Source organism: Stenotrophomonas sp. STEN240 (genome assembly GCF_056756175.1).
Genome location: NZ_JBRRBO010000058.1, coordinates 1 through 24,169, shown reverse-complemented (window position 1 = coordinate 24,169; position 24,169 = coordinate 1). Strand labels below are relative to the sequence as shown.

Sequence of the window (24,169 nt, the reverse complement as noted above, 5' to 3'; positions counted from 1 at the left end):
GCTCGGCAAGGGGCCTTCGCGGTAAAGCCCCTGCCGAGCATGGCTCGGCACTACAGCTCGGGCTCCCGGTAAAGCCCCTGCCGAGCATGGCTCGGCACTACAGATCGGGCTCCCGATAAAGCCCCAGCCGAGCATGGCTCGGCTCTACAGGTTTGGCTTCAGGCCTTCATGCTGCCGGTGTCGATATAGCGCTGATGCCAGGACAGGGCTTCGGGCAACAGGTGCGGGGTGTGCTTGCCGTAGCTGTCGCGGCAGGCGCGGTCGAAGTAGTCGTTGAGCTGGTCGCGGTAGTCCGGATGCGCACAGTTGTCGATCACCTGACGGGCACGTGCACGCGGCGGCAGGCCACGCAGATCGGCCAGGCCCTGCTCGGTGACGATGATGGAGACATCGTGCTCGGTGTGGTCGACGTGGCTGACCATCGGCACGATCGCCGAGATCGAACCGCCCTTGGCCATCGATGGACTCAGGAAGGTCGACAGGAAGCCGTTGCGGGTGAAGTCACCCGAACCGCCAATGCCGTTCATGATGCGGCTGCCCATCACGTGGGTGGAATTGACGTTGCCGTACAGGTCCACCTCGATCATGCCGTTCATGCCGATGCAGCCCAGGCGGCGCACCAGCTCCGGGTGATTTGAGATCTCCTGCGTGCGCATGATGATGCGCTCGCGGTAGAACTTGATGTTGCGCTTGAACTCTTCGTTCGCTTCCGGGCTCAGCGCGAAACCGGTGCACGAGGCGTACTCGAGCACACCGGACTTGAGCAGATCCAGCATGCCGTCCTGGATCACTTCGGTGAACGAGGTCAGCCCACGCAGGCCGCTCTCGGCCAGGCCTGCCAGCACCGCATTGGGAATATTGCCCACGCCCGACTGCAGCGGCAGCAGGTTGGCCGGCAGGCGGCCCTTGGCCACTTCGTGCTTGAGGAACTCGATCAGGTAGCCGGCAATCTGGCGGCTGTCCTCGTCGATCGGCTTGAACGGACTATTGCGGTCCGGGCCATTGGTGCGCACCACCGCCACGATCTTGTCCGGGTCCACGTTGAGCGTGGTCTGGCCGATGCGGTCGTTGGCATGGATCAGCGGAATCGGCTTGCGGTGCGGCGGCAGCGCGGTGCCGTAATAGATGTCGTGCATGCCCTCGATATCCGCGGGCTGCCACTCGTTGACCTCGATGATCACCTTCTTGGCCAGGTCCAGCCAGGTCTTGTTGTTGCCGACCGAGGTGGAAGGCACCAGCGAGCCGTCTTCGCGGATGGCCGAGACTTCGATCACTGCGGTGTCGATCTCACCGTAAAAACCAAACCACACGTGCTGGGCAACGTGGGAAAGGTGGATATCGATGTAGTCCAACTTGCCTTCGTTGATGCGCTTGCGCGCATCCGGGTCGGTCTGGAACGGCATGCGCATCGCAATGGCATCTACCTTGGCCAGTGCGCCGTCGAGTTCCGGCGCGGTCGAGGCACCCGTCATCAACTTGATCTGGAACGGCTGGCCGGCGGCGTGCACTTCTTCAATGCGCTGCGCCAGCGCCAATGGCACCGCCTTGGGATAGCCGGAACCGGTGAAGCCGCTCATGGCCACGGTTTCGCCCGGCTGGATGAAAGCGGCCGCTTGCTCGGCGGAAACGACGCGGTCGCGCAGGCGCGGGTCCAAAATACGTTCGACAGACATGACGACTACGGTTTGTTGGGGGGATTGCTGATTATCGCCGTTCGGCGGGTACAGGGGGGTTCTACCTTGGTGGGATGGTCTTTGAAGCCCCCTTGCTCTTGTACTGCCCAGTATTGTTTTGCAGTGCAGCGTGCAAGTTGTCCGCACAGCCCGCAGGATCGCCCTGCATCCCGACGTGGGGGAGGGAGCAAAGCCCGCTGACAGTTCGCTGTCAGCGGGCTTTTTTATTGCCTGATCGCCGGAGATGGCGACCGCTCGCCCACAGATGCCAGAATCGGGGGATGGACCAAATCACCCCCGCAATTTCTGAATTTGTTCAGCCTGTAATCGAACGCGCGCTGGCCCGGCTCAAGCTGGCCGCCCCGGATCCGGCGCAATGGCCGCAAGCGGCGGGCTTCGAGGCGGGTCTGCGGCAACTGGCGATCACCAGCGATTTCGCCATCGATACCTTGTGCCGGCAGCCAGAGCTGCTGCAACTGCTGGGCCAGGCAGATCCGGCGCCGCTGCCCCTGCCCGAACTGGACCCACTGCAGCCCAGCGCCTGGCCGACCCAGCTGCGCCGCTACCGCGCCGCCGCCTCGACCCGGCTGATCTGGCGCGACCTGCTGGACCTGGACGATGTGGATGCCACCCTGGTCGGCGCCACGCGCCTGGCCGAGCAATGCCTGGCGCTGGGCCTGGCGGCCCTGGAGCAGGAATTCGCCAGCCGCCACGGGTTGGTACGGGCGGCCGATGGCAGTGCGCAACAGTTGGTGGTGTTCGGGCTGGGCAAGCTGGGCGGCGGTGAGCTCAATTTTTCTTCCGACATCGATCTGGTCTATGCCTACCCGCAGAACGGCGAGTCCGATGGCGCGCGCCCGCTGGCGGCCGAGGAATATTTCGCCCGGCTTGGCCAGCGCCTGGCGCGGCTGCTGGATGAAACCACGGCCGAAGGCTTCAGCCACCGCGTTGACCTGCGCCTGCGCCCGTTTGGCACGGCCGGGCGCATCGCCCTGTCATTCGCCGGCATGGACCAGTACTTCCAGCGCGAAGGTCGCGACTGGGAGCGCTATGCCTGGATCAAGGCACGCGCGGTTGCCGGCGACATCGCCGCTGGCGAAGCCTGGCTGGAGACGTTGCGGCCCTTCGTCTACCGCCGCTATCTGGATTACACCGCGCTCGATGGCCTGCGCGAGATGAAGGCGGCGATCACCGCCGAGGTTGCACGCAAGGACCGCCTGGATGACATCAAGCGCGGCCCCGGCGGCATCCGCGAGATTGAATTCCTTGCCCAGGCGCTGCAGCTGATCCGTGGCGGCCGCGAGCCGTCACTGCGCGAACGGCGCCTGCTGCCGGCGCTGCGTGCCCTGGTTGAAGGCGGGCAGATGGCGGCAGGCGATGGCGATGACCTGATCCAGGCCTATCGCTTCCTGCGCCGGCTGGAGAACCGCCTGCAGATGCTGCGTGACGCGCAGACCCACTGCCTGCCCAACGACCCGCTGGATCGCACGCGCATCGCGCTGGGCCTGGGCTATGCCGACTGGGACGCCCTGCTGGCTGCGTTGGATGAACAGCGCGACCGCGTCAGCGTCGAATTTGGTGCCTTGCTGGCACCGCGGCGCGGCCAGGCGGCGCCGGATGTGCTGTCCAGTTACTGGCGTGTATTGCCCGGCGGTGGCAGCGCCGAGGTATTGGCCGAGGCGGGCTTCAGCGATGCCCATGGCGCCGACCAGTCGCTGCGCGAGTTCGCCCAGTCGCTGGGAGTGAAATCACTCTCCGACAATGCCCGCGCGCGCCTGGACCGGGTGCTGCCGGCGCTGCTGCATGCCGCCACCCGCTCGCCGCAGCCGGATGCCGCGTTGCGGCGCGTGCTTGGCCTGCTGCAGGCGATCCTGCGCCGTACCAGCTACCTGGCGCTGCTGGACGAACAACCCAGCGCGCTGACCCGGCTGGTCAATGTGCTGGCACGCAGCGCGTTGCTGTCCGAGCGGCTGGTGGCATTCCCGCTGCTGCTGGACGAACTGCTCGATACCCGCGTCGCCGGGCCGATGCCGGACGCGCAGGAGATGCGCGCTGCCTGCGCCAGCGCACTGGCCATCGATGACCCGGAAGCGGCCCTGCGCGAGCTCAATGAAGTGCGCCTCGCGCTGAGCTTCCGCATGGCATTGGCCTTCCACGATGGCCGCCAGCGGGCGGTGGACTGCACCCATCAACTGGCGCTGCTGGCCGATGCGGTGGTGGTGACGGTGCTGCAGATGGCGCAGGCCGACATGCTGCAGGCACATGGTGAAGTGCCCGGTGGGCGCTTCGCGATCATCGGCTATGGCAGCCTGGGCGGCGTCGAGCTGGGGTTTGGCTCGGACCTGGACCTGGTGTTCCTGTACGACAGCCCGGCGGGTGTGGAAGGCAGTGACGGTCCGCGCGCGCTGGACAGCGGCCGCTGGTTCGCACGCTTGGCGCAGAAGGTGATGGCCCTGCTCGGCGCAGTCACTGCGGCGGGCCGCCTGTATGACATCGATGTGCGGCTGCGCCCGGATGGTGGCAAGGGCGCGCTGGTGTCATCGCTGGCCAGCTATACCGAATACCAGCGCGAGCGTGCCTGGACCTGGGAGCATCAAGCCTTGGTGCGTGCGCGTGGCATTGCCGGTGACGCCTCGTTGCTGCTGGATTTCGAACAGGTGCGTACTGCCACCTTGAGCCGCGTGCGTGACCACGACATCTTGTTTGGCGACGTACTGAAGATGCGCGGGCGCATGCGCGGCGAGCTGGACCGCAGTGACGCGGGCCGACTGGATCTGAAACAGGGGCCGGGCGGGCTGGTGGACCTGGAGTTCGTGCTGCAGACCGGTGTGCTGTCGCAGGCGCAGCACAGCCCGGCGCTATGCGAGCCGAGGGAAACCCCGTTGCTGATTACCGCGTTGGCCAAGGTGGGTTGGCTGCCGGCGGAAGCCGCAACGGCCCTGCACGACGCCCACGCCACGCTGCTCGATGCCGGCCTGAGCTGTACCTTGGACCGGCGCCCACGCATCGTTGTGCCCACCGCTGAGATCGAGGCCGCCTGTGCGGCGATCACGGCCGCGGCAATTGCACAGGGACTGCCTTTTCCAGCGTCCAAGGGGCAGGAGCTGGAGGTCAAAAACTAGAGTTCAGGAAACAGCAACGGAGAGAGAGAACGGAGTCGCTCTTCTCCAGTTCCTCGCTTCTAGCCTCTGGTTCCTGGCTTCAACGGCGCCATCTTCCACAGCAGCGCACGGAACGGCGCCAGCAGGCAGACGCCGATGGCCAGCTTTACGGCCAGATCGCCAGCTGCCCAGCTGATCCACGGCAGCTGCGAGCCGGCGAAGGCGATGGACCAGAAGATGGCCGTATCCACCGTGGCGCTGCAGGTGGTGGCGACCATCGGCGCACGCCACCAGTTGCCGGCACGCAGGCGATCGAACACGGTGATGTCCAACAACTGCGCAACGATGAAGGCCGAGCACGAGGCTACCGCGATGCGCGGGGTGGCGATCCACACCGACAACACCACCGCCACCGCGAAACCGGCCCAGGCCACACGGCGTGCCGCCTGCGGGCCAAAGCGGCGATTGATCAGGTTGCTGACCAGGAACGCGATCGGGTAGCTGAACGCCCCCCAGGTAAGCCAGTCATTGATCGGGTACTGCACCAGCACATTCGAGCCCAGCACCACGGCACCCATTGCCAGCACGGCCAGCAGCAGCGAGGTGGGGGTCAGCGGAGCGAAGCGGATGGAAGGATGTGAGGACATGAACGGGCACAGGCAGCGCCGGTGGGCACTGCATCAATAAAGAAGGGGAGGGCCGTGCCCGGGAGGGCAGGTAGGCGCGCATTGTAACTGGTGTGGGTCTGGGGAGATGTCAACGGCGACAGGAGTGCACGTCGCCTGCGATCAGGAGAACTTAGCCCCTCTCCCGCATGGCGAGAGAGGGGTTGGGGTGAGGGCAAGCTTTTGCTTGTGCTGTTGGCCTTGCTCGCGTTTCAGTTTCAAAAAACCCAAGCCAAAGCCCCCTCATCCGCCCTCCGGGCACCTTCTCCCGCAAGCGGGAGAAGGGAGCAATCAGGCATGTTTGCGATCTGAAGCAGCTTCTCCCGCAGGCGGGAGAAGGGAGCAATCAGGCAATTGTGCGGATTGCCCCGGCCCTGCATTACGGGATGCTCAAAGCTTCCCGCTATGGCTCACCTGCGCCGCTTCAATCGCCGGCACAAAGGTAAGCACCGCGCCGTCTTCGGCGCGTAGCATCCAGCCAGCGCCCTGCGGGCTGGGTGTGAACGCTACGGTCTGGCCCAGCACGAAGTTCGATGCCGGGTTGTCCTCGCGCTGCGGCCAATGCAGCGTTGCGGTGTTGGCCGCGTCCAGTGGGTCTGCAAGCGCAATGCTGCGGCCACCATCGGCGTCCTGGGTGATTGCTTCAACCTTCATGTCCGGCAAGGGGCCGGCACTGACGCGGCGGGTTGCGCGCTCACCGGATTGCGATGACGCCGTGGACGACTTGTCGGCCGCCGATGCCGCCAGCAGCAACGGTGCCGAAACCAGCATCGACGCGCCGGCTGAGGTCACCAGTGTGCTCACTTCCGAACGGTTCAGGCCGTCACCGGCACGTGCCGGCGCAATCACCAACAGGCCGCTGAAGGTAACGCACGCAAGCAGGGAAAACAGGGGTTTCATGGGGAGCTCCTCAGCGAGGCCAGGTCAATGATCAAAGTGTGCGGGTGCGGCTTTCATCCACCGCCTCGATGGTGGGCACGAACGCCAGCGCCGCGCCTTCGGGATTGCGCAGCATCCAGCCCGCGCCCTGCGGACTCGGCTGGAAGGCGATCTTGGCGCCCACGGTGAAACCCGCGGCCGGATCGTCCTCGCGCTTGGGCCATTGCAGGGTGGCGTGGTTCTCCGGGTTGGCCGGGTCTTCCAGGGCGACACGGCGGCCGCCGTCCGCTGCGGTCTCTACCGACTTGACCTCCAGGTCCGGCAACGGGCCGGCACTGACGCGGCGCTTTTCTTCGCGGCGTTCCCTGGATTCCTTGGACATGTCAGCGGCGCCGCGCACACCGGCGGCGGACAGGAAGATCGGCCCGGACACCACCATCACCACGCTGGAGCCGGTCGCCAGCACCGAAACCTGCGAGCCGTTGAGGTTGAAGCCTTCAGCACCTGCCTGGCTGGGCGCCAGGCCGAGGCTGGCGGCGAGGGCAAAGGCGAGGGCGCCGCTCTTGAGCAGATGCTTCATGGGGTGGACTCCTGTCGTTGTACGGGGGAGGGCGTGCCGGTCATGGCCGGCACCGGGATTTGGCGGGCAATGGCGAGTTCGCGTTCCAGCGCGCCGTTGCGGTGCAGGAAGTCGAAGACCGACTCCACCGTCACCACCGAGTAGTTGCCGGAAATACGCTCACTGGCCGGGTGGTCGGTGACTGCCACGTTGTCGGCAAAGAAGCGCGCGCCCAGCCGCTTGCCGATGCCGATGTGCATACGCGTGGGCGTATAGCTTTTCTGCTTCAGCCAGGCCAGCGCGCTGCTGCGGTCAGCCAGGGTAGGCTCACCGGCGGCCTGTGCCATCGCCGCAGCGGTGACTTCCAGGATCCATTGGTTGGAGTTCTGGTAGTCGGTGCTGCCGGGATAGGCCAGCATGCTGTAGCGCGGCTCATGCAGGGCGCGCGCGTTGCGCGCATCACCGCTGAGCAGCGTCTTCAATGCGGCGCGTACTTCCGGCGTGGGAATGCCAACGCGCAGGTCGGTGGTGATCGAGCTTTCGCCAACCAGGTTCACCAGGCCTTCGCGGTACAGGTCCGAGTTGTCGGTCTTGCAGCGGTTCAGCAGGTGCACCACGTCCCAGCTGCCGCTGTCGTTGCGGACCAGGAAGGCCAAGTGGCTGTGACGCAGGCCGTACTTGCTCAGATCCTGGCCACCGCGCGCTGCAATGGCCACATCCACGCCGGGCAGGGCATCGAGCGTATCGGCGGTGACTGCGGCCATGTCGAACATGGCGGCAATCGTGGTCGGCGGCGGATAACGCGGGCTGCAGGCCTGCTGGGCGAATGCGGGAATGGAGAGCGTGGTCAGGCTCAACGAGGCTGCCAGCAATAGTGTCGTGCGAGGTTTCATCGGCGCGCATCCTTGCATGGGGATTGGGAAATATTCGTTAGGACGGGCAGCGCGTGGGGCGCGCCCTGCATTTCATTCAAGGCTGCTTCCACTGCGCGTGCAGCAGGCCGGATACGGCAAAACAGGCCGGTGCATCCTTGTTGGACAGCACGATCACCGTCTCACCGGTTGCCGGGTAATGGCGCACGTCGGTGCAGACACCGTCAGTGCTGCCGCCGTGGCCCCAGCGGAAGTCACGGGCCGGCACGTCCTTGCCGTAGCCGGTGGCAAAAAAGCCCAGGCCCATGAACTCACGTTGGGTTTTGGTGGCCTGTTCGAACAGGGCAGCCGGCAGCAGCTTGCCGGCATTCAAGGCCTGCACGAAGCGGAACATATCGCGCGCGCTGCCTACTTCGCCGCCGGCGGGCAGGCCGCGACCGGGTTGGGTGGCGCAGTTACGCACGCGCTTGCCTTCGAAGTCCGCATAGGCGCGGGCGAGATCGGCTGCGGGGTCGTCGCAATCGACGAAACCGGTATGTTGCATGCCTGCCGGTTGCAGCACGTGCTGGCGGATGTAGCTCTCGAAATCCTGCCCGGAGAGCACTTCCAGCATCCGTCCCAATACCAGATAGCCAAAGTTGCCGTACTTCTGCGCGCTGCCAGGCGCGAACTCCGGTGCGCGCCCGGCGTGCAGCGCAACCATCTCTTCCAGGCTGCGCAGCCGCGCGCGATCGGCGCTGTGCTCGGCGCCAAACAGCTCATCGATATCACCCGCGCCGGCGCTGTGTGTCAGCAATTGGCGCACGCTCACCTCATTGGCGAACTGGCGGTTGGGGTAGGTCTTGAGCACCTCACCGACCTTGCTGTCCAGGCTGAGGCGGCCGGCGGCAATCTGCTGCAGGATCGCCACGCTGGTGAACATCTTGCCGGCCGAGGCCAGGTTGAAGCGGTCATTTACCTGCAGCGGTGTTTCCTGCTGCTCATCGCGCGCGCCGTAGGTCTTCTCGAACACCACGTCATCGCCGCTGGCGATCAACACCGTGCCCGAGAACTGGCCGGCGGTCTGCAGCCTCAACGCAAAGCCATCCAACTGTGCCAGCGCTTCAGCACCGGGTGCCTGCGCGGCAGTGGCAAACCAGGGCACGGCAGCGAGCAGCAACGGGGCAAAGCGCAGCAGGCGGGGCGTGGCTCCTGGATGTTGCAGTGGCTTGCGCATGTTCGGACCCGGGCTGGCGTTGGCCAGAACATAGCATCGACCATTACTGGCGGCAGTCTGCAAGCTGGGCCGTGGCAGCGGATAATAGGCGCATGTCACCTACTCAATCCCCCGTGCGTGCCATCGTCTGGATGCTGGCCGCCGTCGCTTTCTTCTCGTGCATGGACGCTGGCATGAAAATGCTGTCCAGCAGCTACCCGACCTTGCAGGTCACCATGCTGCGTGGCGCGGCCTCGCTGCCGTTCGTGCTGGTGTGGGTGCTTGCCACCGCCGGGCCACGCTCGATCATCCCGGTGCGCTGGGGCCTGCACCTGCTGCGTGGCGTGCTCGGCATGGTGATGATTGGCTGCTTTGTCTATGCGTTGCGGACCTTGTCGCTGTCCACCGCTTACACCATCTACTTTGTCGCGCCCTTGTTGGTAGCCGCGCTGTCGGTGCCCCTGCTGGGCGAATACGTGGGCCCACGGCGCTGGGTGGCGATCGGCATCGGCCTGATCGGCGTGCTGGTGGTGCTGCGCCCAGGCGTGGATGGGTTCATCTCCTTCCCGGGCCTGATGGTGTTGCTGGCGGCGACCGCGTATGCGATTGCTGCGGTAACGGTCAGCCTGCTGACCCGTACGGATACTCCGCAATCAATGGTCGTCTGGTTCCTGCTGATCATGGCGATAGGGGCGGGGTTGCTGGCCTGGCCGCAATGGCAGCCGCTGCAGTGGAAGCACGCCGCACTGATCGCCGGCATGGGCTTGGCCGGGGCCTTGGGGCAGATCGCGTTGACCCGCGCTTTCCAGCTGGGCCAAGCTTCGATGATCGCGCCGCTGGAGTACACCGGCCTGGTCTGGGTGATCGGCTGGGACGTGCTGCTGTGGCAGAAACTGCCTGACCGCTGGACCTGGATAGGCGCCAGCATCATCGTCGCCAGCGGCCTGTACCTGCTGCACCGCGAGCGGGTGCAACGGGCACAGCGGCCAGATCAGGTAGATCACCCCTGAGCCAGCGGCCGGGGGCCGATGTTGTTGTAGGAGCGGCATCAGCCGCGAAGCTGACACTGCCGGAAGGGCCGAGCCAACCCCTCCCCAACCCTCCCCTCCGCCTTCGGCGCAAGGGAGGGGGCAGAGCGCTTGCGGGAGCGGCATCAGCCGCGAAGCTGAGACTGCCGGAAAGGCTGTAGTGCCGAGCCATGCTCGGCAGGGGCCTTCCCAGCAGGCGCTATCGGCCTCAGCCGCGAAACTGAGACTGCCGGAAAGGCCTCAAAGCCAACCCCTCCCCAGCCCTCCCCTTGGCTGCGCCAAAGGGAGGGGGTGTAGTGCCGAGCCATGCTCGGCAGGGGCCTTCCCAGCAGGCGCTATCGGCCTCAGCCGCTAAGCTGGTCAGGCCGGATGAACAGATATTGCCGCGATCTGCTCGTCTATCTGCTTCGCGGCTGACGCCGCTCCCACAAACAGCCCGCTCGCCGCCCCAGCACAGTCCCGACGGGCTTCGCTTAGAACCAAAAGGAATAAGATTCCGGTTTGCGGCACGCGCGCCGGCGGCCCGGCGCTGCTAGGCTGCACGCCCCCTCCTTATGCCCCCCGGTTGCCCTGGCAGTGATCGAGTTCCAGCACCTGCAGAAGTCTTATGCCGTCGACGGTCGCGCGATCACTGCGCTGCATCCGCTCGACCTGAAGATCCAGGCCGGCGAAGTGTTCGGCATCATCGGCCATTCCGGTGCCGGCAAGTCGACCCTGATCCGCCTGATCAACCGGCTCGAAGAGCCCAGCGGCGGCCGCGTACTGATCGACGGTCAGGATGCCACCGCGCTGCCAGCCGACGACCTGCGCACGCTGCGCCGGCGCATCGGCATGATCTTCCAGCACTTCAACCTGTTGTCGGCGCGTACCGTGGCCGCCAATGTGGCGTTCCCGTTGGAACTGGCGGGCACACCCAAGGCCGAGATCGATGCACGCGTGGCTGAACTGCTGCGCATGGTCGGGCTGGAAGCGCATGCGGGCAAATACCCCTCGCAGCTGTCCGGTGGGCAGAAGCAGCGTGTCGGCATTGCCCGCGCGCTGGCCACGCGCCCACAGATCCTGCTGTGCGACGAAGCCACCAGCGCGCTCGACCCGCAGACCACTGCCTCGGTGCTGGCCCTGCTGGGCAAGATCAATCGCGACCTGGGCCTGACCATCGTGCTGATCACCCACGAAATGGATGTGATCCGCCGCGTCTGCGACCGTGTCGCCGTGCTTGATGCCGGCCATATGGTGGAAATGGGCCCAGTCACCGAGGTCTTCCTGCATCCGAAGCACCCGACCACGCGCCGTTTCGTCTCCGAGTCCGAACACGTTGACGAAGGCGAGCAGCTGCGTGATTACGCCGCAGTCGGCGGCCGCATCGTGCGCCTGACCTTCCTCGGCGACGGAACCTACGACCCGCTGCTGGGGCGCATCGCCCGCGACACGGGAGTGGACTACAACATCCTTACCGGCCGCATCGACCGCATCAAGGACACGCCCTACGGCCAGCTGACCGTTGCCCTGGTGGGCGGCGACCAGAATGCCGCGCAGGCGGCGTTTGTCGCCGCCGGTGTGCACGTGGAGGAGCTGCGCCGATGATCATTGCAACTGCTGCGGAAGGCTTCTTCCGTCATCTCGATGCGGGCAAGTGGGCCGATATCGGCCAGGCCACCATCGACACGCTGCTGATGCTGGCTGGCTCGTTGCCGTTGACCCTGGCCATTGGTCTGCCGCTGGGTGTGCTGCTGTTCCTGACCGGCTCGCCGCAGCTGCACCGCAAGCCGGTGGTGTACGGCATCACCGCGCTGCTGGTGAACCTGCTGCGCTCGGTGCCCTTCATCATCCTGATGATCGTGCTGATCCCGGTGACGCTGGGCCTGATGGGCACCTCGCTGGGCGTGCGTGGCGCGATCCTGCCGCTGGTCGTTGGCGCTGCACCGTTCTATGCACGTCTGGTTGAAACCGCACTGCGCGAAGTCGACCGAGGTGTGATCGAAGCCAGCCAGGCGATGGGCGCGACCACCAAACAGCTGGTCTTCAAAGTGTTGCTGCCGGAAGCGCGCCCGGGTCTGATTGCCGGTGCCACCGTCACCACCATTGCCCTGATCGGCTTCACCGCGATGGGCGGTGCGATTGGTTCCGGCGGCCTGGGCGATCTGGCCTTCCGCGATGGCTACCAGCGTTCGCATACCGACGTGGCGCTGGTCACGGTGGTGCTGCTGCTGGTGCTGGTGCAGCTGCTGCAGATGCTCGGCGACCGTCTGGTCACGCATTACAGCCGCAAGTAATGGAATGAAGGCAGGTCGGCACGCCGCGTGCCGGCCTGTTAGCGTATGTACACCATCCTTCCCCACGGGATCACGTTACCGATGAACAAGCTGCTTGCCTTCCCCCTGGTTGCCGCCGTGCTGGCCCTGTCCGCCTGCGCCAAGCCGGCTGCCGATGAATCCAAGTTGGTGGTTGCCGCCACCGCCGTGCCGCACGCCGAGATTCTGCAGGTGGTCAAGCCGCTGCTGGAGAAGGAAGGCGTCAAGCTCGACGTGCGTGTATTCAACGATTACGTGCAGCCCAACGACCAGTTGGTGCAGAAGCAGGTGGATGCCAACTACTTCCAGACCGAGCCCTACCTGAAGGCCTACAACGCGGATCGCAAGACCGATCTGGTCACCGTCACCGGCGTGCATATCGAACCGTTCGGCGCCTATTCGCGCCGCTTCAAGTCGTTGGCCGAGCTGCCCACCGGCGCCGACGTGGTGATCCCGAACGACCCCAGCAACAACAGCCGCGCGCTGATCCTGTTGGACACCGCCGGCGTGATCAAGCTCAAGGACCCGAGCAATGCGCTGTCCACCCAGCGCGACATCACCGAGAACCCGAAGCAGCTCAAGTTCCGCGAGCTGGACTCGGCGATGCTGCCGCGCGTGCTCGACCAGGTCGATCTGGCGCTGATCAACACCAACTATGCGTTGGACGCCGGCCTCAACCCGACCAAGGACGCCCTGGCGATCGAGAGCAGCGATTCGCCCTACGTGAACTTCCTGGTCGCGCGCCCGGACAACAAGGACGACGCCCGCGTACAGAAGCTGGCCAAGGCCTTGAACAGCCCGGAAGTGAAGGCCTTCATCGAGCAGAAGTACAAGGGCGCGGTACTGCCGGCGTTCTAAGCTTCATCTGTAGTGCCGAGCCATGCTCGGCAAGGGCTTTCTCGACAGCCCCATGTAGGAGCGGCGTAAGCCGCGAAGCAAGGGCATCATCGGATTGCGATGGTGCTGACGCCTGTACCGGTGTCTGCTTCGCGGCTTACGCCGCTCCTACAGGTTTGGAATTCTGGTAAGGCCTCTGCCGAGCATGGCTCGGCACTACCGGGTTGGTTGGTGGCGTACTCTTTGGTTCTGCATCCAGGGATCAGACACCATGCCACTGCTGTTCGCTCTGCCACTGGCGATACTGGTTTTCGTTGCCATCATGTTGCTGCTGATGCCGCTATCGCTGTGGCAACGCGTCCGCAGCGGCGGTGCGCGGCGGCAGGCACGGCCTTGGTTGATCACCTTCAACTTCTGGGCGACGCTGGTGTCCACCGGCCTGTTTGCGGTGTTTGTCGCCATTGCCGGTTTCTGGTGGACCGGGGCCTGGTCCTATGCGGCATTGGGCTGGCTGGCCGGTCTGCTGGTCGGGGTGCTTGGCCACTTCCTGACGCGCTTCGAGCCCGGTGCGGAAACGCTGCATTACAAACCCAATACCTGGCTGGTACTGGCACTGACTGCGATGATCGTGGTGCGGGTGGTTGCCGGCATGGTGCAGGGCTGGCAGGCCTCGGTGAACCACGTGCCCTGGCCCGATTCGGGTTGGCTCAGCCATGCCGGCTTGCTGGCGATGGCGGCGCTGCTGCTCGGTTACGCCGGCATGTATGCCTGGTTGCTGCGGCGCAGGGTCCGCCACCATCAACGCTATCGCGGGTTTGACCGCAGCCCGCGCTGAGCCGCTGGCCGATGGCAGGCAAGGCCGGTCCCGGCTAGTCTGATGCAGGCACAGACGGAGAGCATTGATGGGTTTGCTGCGGTTTTTCGGGCGCAGGCTGGCGCATTTCCTGGCACAGCCGCGTCGCCATCAGATGCGGCCCTCGACCAGCGCGCCGGCGCTGCTGGCGCGCACCCTGCGGCGTGGCGATGTGTTGCTGGTGGAGGGCAACAGCCGGTTCTCAACCGCCATCAAGTACCTGACCCAGTCCACCTGGTCGCATGCGGCGCTGTACATCGGCGAAGAGCCGCTGCTGCAGGGTGGCACGCCGCAGCCAATGCTGATCGACGTGGATGTGGAGCAGGGCGTGCGTCGCATCCCGTTGAGCGCGTTCACCGATCAGCACACCCGCATCTGCCGCCCGCAGGGCCTGTCCCCAATGGTGGTGGACCAACTGGTCGGTTTCCTGCGTGCCCGCCTGGGTTACAGCTATGACCTGAAGAACGTATTCGACCTGGCGCGCTACCTGGTCCGGCAACCGCCGGTGCCAGGCCATCTGCGGCGGCGGCTGATTGCGCTGGGCAGCGGCGAGCCGACCAAGGCGATCTGTTCAACCTTGCTGGCGCAGGCATTCGAGTCGATCCGCTATCCGATCCTGCCGGAGATCGAAACGGTGGCGGCGCAGGCCGGTGGTGCCGAGCAGACACGGGAAATCCTGCATATCCGCAATTACAGCCTTTACACCCCGCGCGACTTCGACGTGTCGCCGTTCTTCGATGTGGTCAAGCCGCGCCTGCAACAGAAGTTTGATTACCTGGCACTGCAGTGGAGCGATGACGGTAGCCCATGATCTACGCCATCCCTCGCCCCGCAGGGCAGGGGAGCGTTGGGGAGGGTAGCTCCTGCTTTGGCGTTGATCAGCGACGTAAAAAACACGGGCCGCGAACGGCCCGTGTTTCATTTGCTACCACTGCATTGAATCTACAACGGTGTTGCCAGGATCGGTACCGCTTAGAAGCGTGCGCCGATACCAAAACCAACGGTCCACGGATCCAGCTTCAGCTCGCCGGCGTTCTGGCCAGCAATGCGCAGGTCCGGGCGGGCGTGCATGTAACGCGCGTCAGCACGGGCAAACCAGGTGGAGTTGATGTTCATGTCACCACCGACCGTGCCGATTGCGCCCTTGGCGGTTTCAACGCCAACGTGGTTGCCGCTATCGCTCAGGCCGTCGATCTTCTCGTTGCTGAAGTTCGATTCGTAATAACCCAGGCCCACGAACGGACGGAAGGTGTTGTCGGCCTGGCCGAAGTGGTACTGCGCGCTCAGTGCGATGGGCTGCTGCTCGACGGTGCCGGCCTTGGCGCCACCATCGGTGCGCACGCGGTGGTCGAACTTGTCAGCGGCGCCCCACAGCTCAACGGCGAAGTTGTCGTTGAAGTAATAGCTTGCGCTCAGGGTCGGTGCCGGGCCGCCATCAACCTTGCCTACGCCGTCGATTGGGTCATTCTTCGGCTGCAGCAGGCTGATGCCGCCAACCACGGCAAAATGCTTGCCCGAAGCGGTATCGCCATTGCCATCCTGCGCGAATGCGGTGGAAGACAGCGCCAGTGCGCCGAGCGTGGCAAGGCTGAGAATTTTGATGGAACGCATGACTAACTCCTCATGTTGCGAACAGAACTACTGCGATCAGGACTACGTTGTTATCAAGGCCCTCGTTATGGGGCGTGGTCACCCTAACGATGGCAAGATGAATCGCTCTAAACGCAGCTGTATTTCAGTGGTGTTGCGTTCAGTGAAAAACAGAGGAATCCCATGGACACGATGTTCCGCCGGAAATTTTCATTCACGATGTTGTGCTGCGTGTGATGAGTAACGAACTATTGCAGGGCTTGCCCGCGCAGGTGACTGCGCAGTGTCGTGTCTTGGTGCTGGGTTCGATGCCGGGCGCGCTGTCGCTGCTCGAAGCGCGTTACTACGCACACCCGCGCAATCGCTTCTGGCCGCTGATGGCGGCCTTGTGCGGTTTCGATGTGCAGTTGGCGTATGCGCAGCGGCTGCAGTGTCTGCAGCAGTCAGGCGTTGGGTTGTGGGATGTGATCGGGCAATGCGAGCGCAGCGGCAGCCTGGATGCATCCATCGTGCGCGGCAGTGAAGTACCCAACTGTCTGCCCGCGCTGTTTGCCGATCTGCCACAGCTGCGCGCCATCGCCTGTAATGGCGCTGCAGCGCACAGAGCGTTCCAGCAATGGATTGCTCCGGCTTTGCCGCCTTTGGCGGCTGCGCTGCCGGTGCTGGCGCTTCCCTCGACCAGTCCGGCCAATGCGGCGTGGTCGTTGCCGCGCCTGATTGAGCGCTGGCAGCCGCTGCAGCACTGGTTGAATACGCCTGATCCGGTGATATCGCCTGCAACAAACGGCTTGGCCGGCTAGGACAGGCAAGACAGCCAGCAAGTCACAAACAGTGGCTGGAGGCGGACAGGGCGGCCGTCATGGCGTGTGTGGCGTGCCCTTGTCCGGGGACATACGGCTGCGAATTCAGTTGTAGCGGTTGGCGCTGCGGCCCGCTAACGCCACAATAGGGGATTCCCTCATTGTTGCTGGAGTAGTTCATGGCCGAAATCAAGGAAGCACTTGTCCCCGATATCGGTGACTACAGCGACATTCCGGTGATCGAAGTGCTGGTCGCTGTTGGCGATACCGTCAAGAAAGACCAGGGTCTGGTCACGCTGGAGTCGGACAAGGCGACGATGGAAGTACCGTCGGCCTACGCCGGTGTGGTCAAGGAGCTGAAGGTCAAGGTTGGCGACGGCCTGTCCGAAGGCAAGGTCGTGGCCTTGATTGAAGTCAGCGAGGAGGCTGCCAAACCTGCCGCTGCCGCCGCGCCGGCTGCTCCGGCCAAGGTTGAAGCTGCCAAGGTCGCGCCCGCTGCCGAGACCGGCACCAAGGTTGAACCGGTAGCCGTGGCGCCGGTGGCCGACAAGCTGGCCCAGCGCGAGATCGCCCAGGAAGACTCGGTTACCACCAGCAAGCCGGCTACCCCGCCGGTGCAGTTCAACGCCGAAGGCGTGCTGCCGGCCAATGTGCCGTATGCCAGCCCGGCCGTGCGCGTGTTCGCCCGCGAGCTGGGCGTGGACCTGCAGCAGGTCAAGGGCACGGAGAAGGGCGGCCGCATCACCAAGACCGACGTGCAGAAGTTCGTCAAGGGCGCGCTGTCCGGTGGCGTTGCTGCCAGCGGTGGTGCCCCGGCAGCTGCCGGCGGTGGCCTGAACCTGCTGCCGTGGCCGAAGGTCGACTTCAGCAAGTTCGGCGAGACCGAGGTGGTGCAGCTGTCGCGCATCAAGAAGATCTCCGGCGCCAATCTGGCCCGCAACTGGGCGATGATCCCGCACGTCACCCAGTTCGAGCAGGCTGACATCACCGATCTGGAAGGCCTGCGCGTGGCCCTGAACAAGGAAAACGAGAAGGCCGGCATCAAGCTGACCATGCTCGCCTTCCTGATCAAGGCCAGCGCCGCAGCACTGAAGAAGTTCCCCGAGTTCAACGCCTCGCTGGACGCCAGCGGCGAGAACCTCACCCTGAAGAAGTACTTCAACATCGGCTTTGCCGCCGATACGCCGAACGGCCTGGTCGTGCCGGTGATCCGTGATGTCGACAAGAAGGGCGTGGTGCAGATTGCCCAGGAAACCGGCGAACTGGCCAAGAAGGCACGTGACGGCAAGCTCGGCCCGGCTGACATGAGTGGCGGTTGCTTCTCGATCAGCTCGCTGGGCGGCATTGGCGGCACCGCCTTCACTCCGATTGTGAATGCGCCGGAAGTGGCCATCCTGGGTGTCTCCAAGTCGGCCATCCAGCCGGTCTGGAACGGCAAGGAGTTCGCGCCGAAGCTGATGCTGCCGCTGTCGCTGAGCTATGACCACCGCGTCATCGACGGCGCACTGGCCGCCCGTTTCACCACCTACCTGTCGCAGGTGCTGGCCGACATGCGGCGCGTGCTGCTGTGATGCCAGTGGCGTCACGACGCGCATTGCTGGCGCTGACACTGGCCGCCTTGGCGGCACCGGCACTGGCTGCCAGCCAGTGTCTGCCGGTGGTGGGTGAGGGTTGGCCGCCGGCGGTGGGCAACTACGGCCAGGCGGCAACCAGCCTGCTCGGTGGCCAGGCCGAAGATGGCCTGTCGCTGCTGGTGCTGCCGGCACGCGGGGTGGAATCGCAGGTACTGCTGCGCCGCGATGCCGGCAATGGTCAGTGGATGGTGTTGGCCGGACTGGCCGACAAGCGTATCTACAGCTGGAGCACTGCTGGCGGTCGTGGTGGCGTCAACCTGCAGCTGGACCAGGAGCCTGAGTTCGCCCAGGCGCCGTTGCCCGATGCCCTGGCGCAGCGTCTGGTCGAGGTCTGGGGCAAGGCCCTGGCCTCTTCCGAAGTGGCTGCGCGTGCGCCGGTCACCGACGGCGAGGTGCTGTCGTTCACCGTCAACGGTGAGCGTTACAGCGGTCAGCGGCCTGCTTGCGGCCAGCTGGAAGCGCTGCAGGAACAGGCGGTGCTGCTGATCGAGCTGGCCCATAGCAAAGACAAAAAGTACGAGAAGCGTTACGCCAACATCGAACGCGCGCTCGACAAGATGCATGACCGGTTCGTCGGCGACGCCGGCTGAGCCCACAGGAGAAAACAATGGCGACGATTGAAATCAAGGTTCCGGACATTGGCGACTACAACGACGTGCCGGTGATCGAGATTCTGGTGGCCGTGGGCGACACGGTGAAGAAAGACCAGGGTCTGGTCACGCTGGAGTCGGACAAGGCCACCCTGGAAGTGCCGTCCTCGGCCGCGGGTGTGGTCAAGGAAATCAAGGTCAAGCTCGATCAGAAGCTGTCCGAGGGTGACGTGGTGGTGATTCTGGAAGCCGAAGGCGAGGGCGCTGCCCCGGCCGCGGCACCCGCACCGGCCGCCGCGCCTGCGCCTGCTGCACAGCCTGCCGCTGCTGCAGCCCCGGCTGCGGTCAGCGCGCCGGTTGCCGCCGCGCCGGCCGCTACTGGCCCGGTCGAGGTCAAGGTGCCGGATATCGGCGACTACCAGAACGTACCGGTGATCGAGATCCTGGTCGCTGTCGGCGACACGGTGAAGAAGGACCAGGGCCTGGTCACGCTGGAATCGGACAAGGCCACGCTGGAAGTGCCGTCCTCGGCCGATGGTGTGGTCAAGGAAATCAAGGTCAAGCTCGACGACAAGCTCTCGGTCGGTGACGTGGTGGTGGTGCTGGAAGGCGCTGCTGCTGCCGCGCCGGCAGCGGCCAAGGCCGCACCGGGCAGCAAGCCGCCGGTGACCCCGTCGCACCGTGCGCCGGATCCGGCGGTTGCCGCCAAGGCGCTGCCGTCCAGCGGCCGTACCGCCGACATCGAATGCCGCATCGTGGTGCTGGGCGCAGGCCCGGGCGGTTATACCGCGGCCTTCCGTGCTGCCGACCTGGGCATGGATACGGTGCTGATCGAACGTTACGCCAGCCTCGGCGGCGTCTGCCTCAACGTTGGCTGCATTCCGTCCAAGGCGCTGCTGCATGCGGCCGAAATCATCGACCACGCCGCGCATGCCAATGAGCTTGGCATCGAGTACGGCGCGCCGAAGATCAGCCTGGACAAGCTGCGCGGCTACAAGGAAAAGGTCGTCGGTCAGCTGACCAAGGGCCTGGCCGGCATGGCCAAGCAGCGCAAGATCCGCACCGTGCACGGCCTGGCCAGGTTCATCTCGGCCAACGAGCTGGAAATCGTCGGTGACGACGGCAAGACCCAGCTGCTGCGCTTCGAGCAGTGCGTCATCGCCGCCGGTTCGCAGGCGGTGAAGCTGCCGAACTTCCCGTGGGACGACAAGCGCGTGATGGACTCCACCGATGCACTGGAACTGGCCGAAGTGCCGGGTTCGCTGCTGGTTGTTGGTGGCGGCATCATCGGCCTGGAAATGGCCACCGTGTACAGCGCCCTGGGTTCCAAGGTGACCGTGGTCGAGTTCATGGACCAGCTGATGCCGGGTGCCGACAAGGACCTGGTCAAGCCGCTGGCCGACCGCCTGAAAAAGCAGGGCATCGAAGTCCATCTGAAGACCAAGGCTTCGGGCGTTTCCGCTGACAAGAAGGGCATCACCGTGACCTTCGAGGCAGCCACCGAAGGCGAGAAGCCGGCGATGGAAAGCGGCACGTTTGATCGCGTGCTGGTGGCCGTCGGCCGTTCGGCCAATGGCAAGAAGATCGATGCCGACAAGGCTGGCGTTGAAGTCACCGATCGCGGCTTCATTCCGGTTGATCGGCAGATGCGCACCAACGTGCCGCACATCTTCGCCATCGGCGATATCGTCGGTAACCCGATGCTGGCCCACAAGGCCACGCACGAAGGCAAGCTGGCGGCTGAAGTCGCTTTCGGCGAGAAGAAGGAATGGGTGGCACGGGTGATTCCGTCGGTGGCCTACACCAACCCGGAAATCGCCTGGGTCGGCGTCACCGAGACCGAAGCCAAGGCCAAGGGTTTGAAGGTCGGCGTGGCCAAGTTCCCGTGGGCGGCCAGTGGTCGCGCGATTGGTATTGGTCGCACCGAAGGCTTCACCAAGCTGATCTTCGACGAAGAAACCCATCGCGTGATCGGTGGCGCCATCGTCGGCGTGCATGCCGGTGAGCTGCTGGCCGAAATTGGTCTTGCCATCGAGATGGGCGCGGAGGCCGAAGATATCGGCCACACCATCCACGCGCATCCGACCCTGAGTGAGTCGGTGGCGATGGCCTCGGAGATCTACGACGGCACCATCACCGATCTGTATATCCCGAAGAAGAAGTAATCGAAGATTGAAAAGGGCCGCTAAGCGGCCCTTTTCATTTGTGCGCGATGTGTAGTGCGCAGCCATGCTGCGCTGGGGCTCCATTTGTAGAGCCGAGCCATGCTCGGCTGGGGCCTGACCGGCAAGGCCCCGGCCGGGCATGGCGCGGCACTACGGGCGCGGGGAAGCCTCTGCCGGGCCGGGCACTGCACTAACCGCCCCCCTCCCGTGTGGGGTCGCGGGGTGGGGGTGAGGGCAGCTTTTAGGCGCAGCGACGCTGTGCTTGGGGCATTGCTGGGAAGGCTTCTTGCCGAGCATGGCTCGGCACTACAGGAGCGGTGAAGAGCAGGGCTCTGCACTAAAAGCCCCTCTCCCGTTCACGGGAGAGGGGTTGGGGTGAGGGCAGCTTTCAGAGCGCAGCGATTCTGCGCTTGGGGCTTTGTTGGGAAAGCCTCTGCCGAGCATGGCTCGGCACTACAGGAGCGGTGAAGCCCCTGCCGAGCTTGGCTCGGCACTACAGGCCCATCTCCCTGCGGAAGAGGGGCGCTCCTCAGAACGACAAGCTCACGCCCGCCAGCGGGCCCTTGAACTCCTGCTTCAGACCGATCACGCCGTCGCTGCCTTTCTGGTCCACGTCCAGCTTGAACCAGTCATAGCCGGCGAAGATGCCGAAGTTCTTGTTGAAGTTGTATTGCACGATCGCATTGGCGCGGCTCAGGTCGCCCTTGTAGTCGTCGAAGTTACCCCAGCTGGTGTTGAGGTACTGGCCCTGCAGGTTGATGAGCCAGTTCTCCGAAGGGGTGAAGGTCAGGCGTGCGCCCACCACCGGCGCGATGCCGTCGGCCTTCTCGTTGAGGAAGCGGCCTTGGTAGACGTCGCCGACATCGGCGTAGGCGTCGGCACTGACCTTGGCGTATTCGGCGCCGAGCTGCAGACCAAAATCGAAGCGATCACCATCGACCACAGAGTAGTCGTACACCAGTGTAGCCACCTGGTACTTCAGCTCGCCCTTGACGAAGCTGCCGGCCGGCACCGTGGTGTCGCCCCAGCTGATGCCTTCGTCCAGCGTCTCGCGGCGGTCCTTGTCGTACTTGAAGTAGTCAAAGATCAGCCGTTGGCGATCACTGATGCGGAACAGGCCATCGATACGCGGCTCCCATTCCTTGCCGCCCAGACTGAAATCTTCGGACAGATCGATGTCCTGGCCGGCAACGGTGGTGCTGCCGCGGATGGTGTTGTCGGTATCGATGTTCATCGCGCCAAGTCGCAGAGTGAAACGCGGGTCTTCTTCGGCGGCGTGCGCAGGTAGCGCAACGGTCAGAGCGAGTGTGAGTGCGCACGGAGCAAGTGCGAGTATCAAGCCGGAATTACGCATGCTGTTGCCTAGCTGTTGCGGTAGAGCAGTGACCTTCGCCGATGCGCCGTACGGGGAGGGTGACCAGGGCGTGTACAAGATGTGTACGCAGCAGCGGCAGGCACGATTCAATTGCGGTGAGGTGGTGCCGCCGAGGGCGTGCGACACCACCTCACCCGAACCTGCGCACCCGCCCGACGAGGTAGCGGGTGGTAGGCTGCCAACCTCTGACCTGCCGGCTTGGGTGAAGTTCCCTTGCTGCAATGCAATATTTATTGTCCCGTGCGGGTGCCCCGGGACCGGGCATTCCGGGAAAAAACGTGATATTGCGGCCACTTGCATAGTCAAAAGGGGACAAATGCCGGTTGTCTCGCAAATTGTCCCGCTGTTATACTTTCGCGGCTCGACGAGACGCCTTTGCGCGGTTCGGCTCTTTCCTTTACCTGATGCAGGACACTTTGACGTGCTGAACTCCGTTGACGCGGGTCGGCGACTGATGTTGCGCGCCGCGGTATACCCGCTGGCCGCAGTGGTGGTCCTGGCTCTGGCCTTCCTCTTCGTGGGGCCAAAGCATGCGCTGGGCGCCCTTGTTTCGGGCCTGGCGGTGGTAGCAGGGACGGCGCTGGCCGCGTGGGTAGGGCTTGGTGGCGGCGTTCAGGCCGCTGGTTCAGCAATGGTCCGCCTGTTCCTGGGGTTCGTGCTGAAGATTGTGCTTATTGTTGCTGTGCTGGGAATGGCTTTTTTCTGGTGGCAACTCCCTCCTTTGGCTCTGCTGGCGGCAATTCCAGTGGCGCTGATGTTCCAGGTTCTGGCTCTGGCCAGACGTTGATTCACTCATAAAGGTTCCGGACACATGGCGGGCGAGGCTCTAACTCCTACCACGTACATCCAGCATCACCTGCAGAATCTGACCGCTCCGGTCGGTGACAGCGGTGGCAGCTTCTGGATGATCCACGTCGATACCATCGTCACCTCGGTCCTGATGGGCCTGCTGATGGTGTTCGCCTTCTGGATGGCAACCCGCAAGGCCACCGCCGGTGTGCCGGGCAAGTGGCAGGCGTTCGTTGAAATCTGCCTGGAGTTCGTTGACCGCCAGGCCAAGGACACCTACCACGGCAAGAGCAAGCTGATCACGCCCATCGCGATCACCATCTTCTTCTGGATCCTGTTGATGAACCTCATCAAGATGATCCCGGCCGATTTCATCGCCAAGCCGCTTGAGCTGGCAGGCATCCACTACTGGAAGCCGGTGCCGACCGCCGACGTCAATGCCACCCTGGGCATGTCGATCAGCGTGTTCATCCTGATGATCTTCTTCGCGCTGAAGTCCAAGGGCATCGGCGGCTTCATCAAGGAATTCCTGACGGCCCCGTTCGGCAAGTGGATGATGCCGTTCAACCTGATCCTCAACATCGTCGAGTGGCTGAGCAAGCCGATCTCTCTGGCGATGCGACTGTTCGGCAACATGTTCGGCGGCGAAATCGTTTTCCTGCTGATCTGGGTGCTGGGCGGTGCCGGTTTCTTCGGTGCCGTTGCCGGTGGTGTATTCGGCTTTGGCTGGATGCTGTTCCATCTGCTGGTGATTCCGCTGCAGGCCTTCATCTTCATGATGTTGACCATCGTGTACTTGAGCCTGTCGGAAGACAGTCACTAAAGTTACAAGTTCTACCCAGTTTCAACCTTCATCCGTTTCATCACCCTTAGCTACTTAAGTTCCTGGAGATAACCATGTACTTCGCCGTCCTGACCAACCTCGCCCAAGTTCAGAGCTCCACCGCCCTTGCCGTCGGCATCATGATCGGCCTGGCCGCACTTGGCGCTGGCCTCGGTCTGGCCATCATGGCTGGTAAGTTCCTGGAGTCGGCCGCTCGCCAGCCGGAACTGATCCCGGTCCTGCAGGTGCGCATGTTCATCACCGCTGGCCTGATCGATGCTGCATTCATCATCTCGGTCGCCGTTGGCCTGCTGCTGGCTTTCGCCAACCCGCTGGCTGCTGCCCTGCTGGCCGAAGCCGCCAAGCTGGCAGGCTGATCCAGCTGCAGTGAGACGGTACGGTTCCTGATGGCACCCGACATCGGATGAAGGTTCGGTTGCGTCGCCACGG

General features: G+C 64.3%; 22 protein-coding genes. 14 read left to right on the top strand and 8 right to left on the bottom strand.

The features are described from left to right. Positions 1-158 precede the first annotated feature (158 nt). Positions 159-1,673, bottom strand: a complete 1,515-nt coding sequence (locus ACVOKO_RS17755; protein WP_346500418.1) for an acetyl-CoA hydrolase/transferase family protein — start codon at positions 1,671-1,673, stop codon at positions 159-161. 281 nt (positions 1,674-1,954) lie between these two features. On the opposite strand from ACVOKO_RS17755, the gene glnE reads away from it, so the two are divergent. Beyond that, positions 1,955-4,795, top strand: coding sequence for a bifunctional [glutamate--ammonia ligase]-adenylyl-L-tyrosine phosphorylase/[glutamate--ammonia-ligase] adenylyltransferase (gene glnE, locus ACVOKO_RS17750; protein WP_346500416.1), 2,841 nt, complete (start codon positions 1,955-1,957; stop codon positions 4,793-4,795). 59 nt (positions 4,796-4,854) lie between these two features. On the opposite strand, the gene ACVOKO_RS17745 is transcribed toward glnE, so the two are convergent. The 5 genes from ACVOKO_RS17745 to ACVOKO_RS17725 form a co-directional block, all read right to left on the bottom strand. After that, entirely contained in the window at positions 4,855-5,421 is a 567-nt protein-coding gene (locus tag ACVOKO_RS17745; protein ID WP_346500414.1) for a queuosine precursor transporter, read from the bottom strand. Positions 5,422-5,829: 408 nt separating this feature from the next. Beyond that, positions 5,830-6,339: a hypothetical protein gene (locus ACVOKO_RS17740; RefSeq protein ID WP_346500412.1), complete on the bottom strand. Its 510-nt coding sequence runs from the start codon at positions 6,337-6,339 to the stop codon at positions 5,830-5,832. Positions 6,340-6,370: 31 nt separating this feature from the next. Continuing rightward, a complete protein-coding gene (locus ACVOKO_RS17735; protein WP_346500410.1) occupies positions 6,371-6,898 on the bottom strand; it encodes a hypothetical protein in 528 nt (175 codons plus the stop codon). After that, on the bottom strand, positions 6,895-7,770 hold the full coding sequence (locus ACVOKO_RS17730; RefSeq protein ID WP_346500407.1) for a DUF2145 domain-containing protein: 876 nt from the start codon (positions 7,768-7,770) through the stop codon (positions 6,895-6,897). Before ACVOKO_RS17730 ends, ACVOKO_RS17735 begins: the two co-directional genes overlap by 4 nt. A 76-nt stretch (positions 7,771-7,846) precedes the next feature. After that, the gene (locus ACVOKO_RS17725) at positions 7,847-8,965 is read right to left on the bottom strand and encodes a serine hydrolase domain-containing protein (RefSeq protein WP_346500405.1); all 1,119 of its coding nucleotides are present in this window, start codon (positions 8,963-8,965) and stop codon (positions 7,847-7,849) included. Positions 8,966-9,057: 92 nt separating this feature from the next. Here ACVOKO_RS17725 and ACVOKO_RS17720 point away from each other — a divergent pair, with 92 nt between their 5' ends. The 6 genes from ACVOKO_RS17720 (at position 9,058) to ACVOKO_RS17695 (ending at position 14,764) form a co-directional block, all read left to right on the top strand. Next, positions 9,058-9,954 carry a DMT family transporter gene (locus ACVOKO_RS17720; RefSeq protein ID WP_346500403.1) on the top strand — a complete coding sequence of 299 codons (897 nt, stop codon included), beginning with the start codon at positions 9,058-9,060 and terminating at the stop codon, positions 9,952-9,954. Positions 9,955-10,548: 594 nt separating this feature from the next. Continuing rightward, the gene (locus ACVOKO_RS17715; RefSeq protein WP_346500401.1) at positions 10,549-11,556 is read left to right on the top strand and encodes a methionine ABC transporter ATP-binding protein; all 1,008 of its coding nucleotides are present in this window, start codon (positions 10,549-10,551) and stop codon (positions 11,554-11,556) included. Continuing rightward, entirely contained in the window at positions 11,553-12,245 is a 693-nt protein-coding gene (locus ACVOKO_RS17710; RefSeq protein WP_346500398.1) for a methionine ABC transporter permease, read from the top strand. The genes ACVOKO_RS17715 and ACVOKO_RS17710 overlap by 4 nt, the downstream gene beginning before the upstream one ends. A gap of 81 nt (positions 12,246-12,326) precedes the next feature. Then, entirely contained in the window at positions 12,327-13,121 is a 795-nt protein-coding gene (locus ACVOKO_RS17705) for a MetQ/NlpA family ABC transporter substrate-binding protein (protein ID WP_346500396.1), read from the top strand. Positions 13,122-13,371: 250 nt separating this feature from the next. Then, on the top strand, positions 13,372-13,935 hold the full coding sequence (locus ACVOKO_RS17700) for a CcdC protein domain-containing protein (RefSeq protein ID WP_346500394.1): 564 nt from the start codon (positions 13,372-13,374) through the stop codon (positions 13,933-13,935). 64 nt (positions 13,936-13,999) lie between these two features. Further along, the gene (locus tag ACVOKO_RS17695; protein ID WP_346500391.1) at positions 14,000-14,764 is read left to right on the top strand and encodes a YiiX/YebB-like N1pC/P60 family cysteine hydrolase; all 765 of its coding nucleotides are present in this window, start codon (positions 14,000-14,002) and stop codon (positions 14,762-14,764) included. 161 nt (positions 14,765-14,925) lie between these two features. Here the strand turns inward: ACVOKO_RS17695 and ACVOKO_RS17690 are convergent, their stop codons facing one another. Then, positions 14,926-15,564 (bottom strand): OmpW/AlkL family protein, encoded by a 639-nt coding sequence (locus ACVOKO_RS17690; protein WP_346500389.1) that lies wholly within the window; start codon positions 15,562-15,564, stop codon positions 14,926-14,928. Positions 15,565-15,776: 212 nt separating this feature from the next. Between ACVOKO_RS17690 and ACVOKO_RS17685 the strand changes: the two genes are divergently transcribed. From ACVOKO_RS17685 to lpdA, 4 genes are all read left to right on the top strand, one after another. Continuing rightward, entirely contained in the window at positions 15,777-16,343 is a 567-nt protein-coding gene (locus ACVOKO_RS17685; protein WP_430980811.1) for a DNA-deoxyinosine glycosylase, read from the top strand. Between the two features lie 179 nt (positions 16,344-16,522). Further along, complete coding sequence (locus ACVOKO_RS17680) at positions 16,523-17,914, top strand: dihydrolipoyllysine-residue acetyltransferase (RefSeq protein WP_346500385.1); 1,392 nt, start codon at positions 16,523-16,525, stop codon at positions 17,912-17,914. 5 nt (positions 17,915-17,919) lie between these two features. Further along, positions 17,920-18,567 carry a hypothetical protein gene (locus ACVOKO_RS17675; RefSeq protein ID WP_346500383.1) on the top strand — a complete coding sequence of 216 codons (648 nt, stop codon included), beginning with the start codon at positions 17,920-17,922 and terminating at the stop codon, positions 18,565-18,567. A gap of 17 nt (positions 18,568-18,584) precedes the next feature. Beyond that, positions 18,585-20,732 (top strand): dihydrolipoyl dehydrogenase, encoded by a 2,148-nt coding sequence (gene lpdA, locus ACVOKO_RS17670; RefSeq protein WP_346500381.1) that lies wholly within the window; start codon positions 18,585-18,587, stop codon positions 20,730-20,732. Between the two features lie 529 nt (positions 20,733-21,261). On the opposite strand, the gene ACVOKO_RS17665 is transcribed toward lpdA, so the two are convergent. Then, positions 21,262-22,086 carry a hypothetical protein gene (locus tag ACVOKO_RS17665; RefSeq protein ID WP_346500379.1) on the bottom strand — a complete coding sequence of 275 codons (825 nt, stop codon included), beginning with the start codon at positions 22,084-22,086 and terminating at the stop codon, positions 21,262-21,264. 442 nt (positions 22,087-22,528) lie between these two features. On the opposite strand from ACVOKO_RS17665, the gene ACVOKO_RS17660 reads away from it, so the two are divergent. From ACVOKO_RS17660 to atpE, 3 genes are all read left to right on the top strand, one after another. After that, the gene (locus tag ACVOKO_RS17660; RefSeq protein ID WP_346500377.1) at positions 22,529-22,894 is read left to right on the top strand and encodes a hypothetical protein; all 366 of its coding nucleotides are present in this window, start codon (positions 22,529-22,531) and stop codon (positions 22,892-22,894) included. A gap of 24 nt (positions 22,895-22,918) precedes the next feature. Beyond that, positions 22,919-23,719, top strand: coding sequence for a F0F1 ATP synthase subunit A (atpB, locus tag ACVOKO_RS17655; RefSeq protein ID WP_346500375.1), 801 nt, complete (start codon positions 22,919-22,921; stop codon positions 23,717-23,719). Between the two features lie 74 nt (positions 23,720-23,793). Continuing rightward, positions 23,794-24,096 (top strand): F0F1 ATP synthase subunit C, encoded by a 303-nt coding sequence (atpE, locus tag ACVOKO_RS17650; protein WP_054661978.1) that lies wholly within the window; start codon positions 23,794-23,796, stop codon positions 24,094-24,096. Positions 24,097-24,169 lie beyond the last annotated feature (73 nt).

Bases quoted from the DNA above. Each gene is read 5' to 3' on its own strand.
- ACVOKO_RS17720 (WP_346500403.1), top strand. From the start codon at position 9,058: ATGTCACCTACTCAATCCCCCGTGCGTGCCATCGTCTGGATGCTGGCC.
- atpB (WP_346500375.1), top strand. From the start codon at position 22,919: ATGGCGGGCGAGGCTCTAACTCCTACCACGTACATCCAGCATCACCTG.
- ACVOKO_RS17755 (WP_346500418.1), bottom strand. From the start codon at position 1,673: ATGTCTGTCGAACGTATTTTGGACCCGCGCCTGCGCGACCGCGTCGTT.
- lpdA (WP_346500381.1), top strand. From the start codon at position 18,585: ATGGCGACGATTGAAATCAAGGTTCCGGACATTGGCGACTACAACGAC.
- ACVOKO_RS17730 (WP_346500407.1), bottom strand. From the start codon at position 7,770: ATGAAACCTCGCACGACACTATTGCTGGCAGCCTCGTTGAGCCTGACC.
- ACVOKO_RS17745 (WP_346500414.1), bottom strand. From the start codon at position 5,421: ATGTCCTCACATCCTTCCATCCGCTTCGCTCCGCTGACCCCCACCTCG.
- ACVOKO_RS17735 (WP_346500410.1), bottom strand. From the start codon at position 6,898: ATGAAGCATCTGCTCAAGAGCGGCGCCCTCGCCTTTGCCCTCGCCGCC.
- atpE (WP_054661978.1), top strand. From the start codon at position 23,794: ATGTACTTCGCCGTCCTGACCAACCTCGCCCAAGTTCAGAGCTCCACC.
- ACVOKO_RS17710 (WP_346500398.1), top strand. From the start codon at position 11,553: ATGATCATTGCAACTGCTGCGGAAGGCTTCTTCCGTCATCTCGATGCG.
- ACVOKO_RS17680 (WP_346500385.1), top strand. From the start codon at position 16,523: ATGGCCGAAATCAAGGAAGCACTTGTCCCCGATATCGGTGACTACAGC.
- ACVOKO_RS17690 (WP_346500389.1), bottom strand. From the start codon at position 15,564: ATGCGTTCCATCAAAATTCTCAGCCTTGCCACGCTCGGCGCACTGGCG.
- ACVOKO_RS17700 (WP_346500394.1), top strand. From the start codon at position 13,372: ATGCCACTGCTGTTCGCTCTGCCACTGGCGATACTGGTTTTCGTTGCC.
- ACVOKO_RS17665 (WP_346500379.1), bottom strand. From the start codon at position 22,086: ATGCGTAATTCCGGCTTGATACTCGCACTTGCTCCGTGCGCACTCACA.
- ACVOKO_RS17740 (WP_346500412.1), bottom strand. From the start codon at position 6,339: ATGAAACCCCTGTTTTCCCTGCTTGCGTGCGTTACCTTCAGCGGCCTG.
- ACVOKO_RS17725 (WP_346500405.1), bottom strand. From the start codon at position 8,965: ATGCGCAAGCCACTGCAACATCCAGGAGCCACGCCCCGCCTGCTGCGC.
- glnE (WP_346500416.1), top strand. From the start codon at position 1,955: ATGGACCAAATCACCCCCGCAATTTCTGAATTTGTTCAGCCTGTAATC.
- ACVOKO_RS17705 (WP_346500396.1), top strand. From the start codon at position 12,327: ATGAACAAGCTGCTTGCCTTCCCCCTGGTTGCCGCCGTGCTGGCCCTG.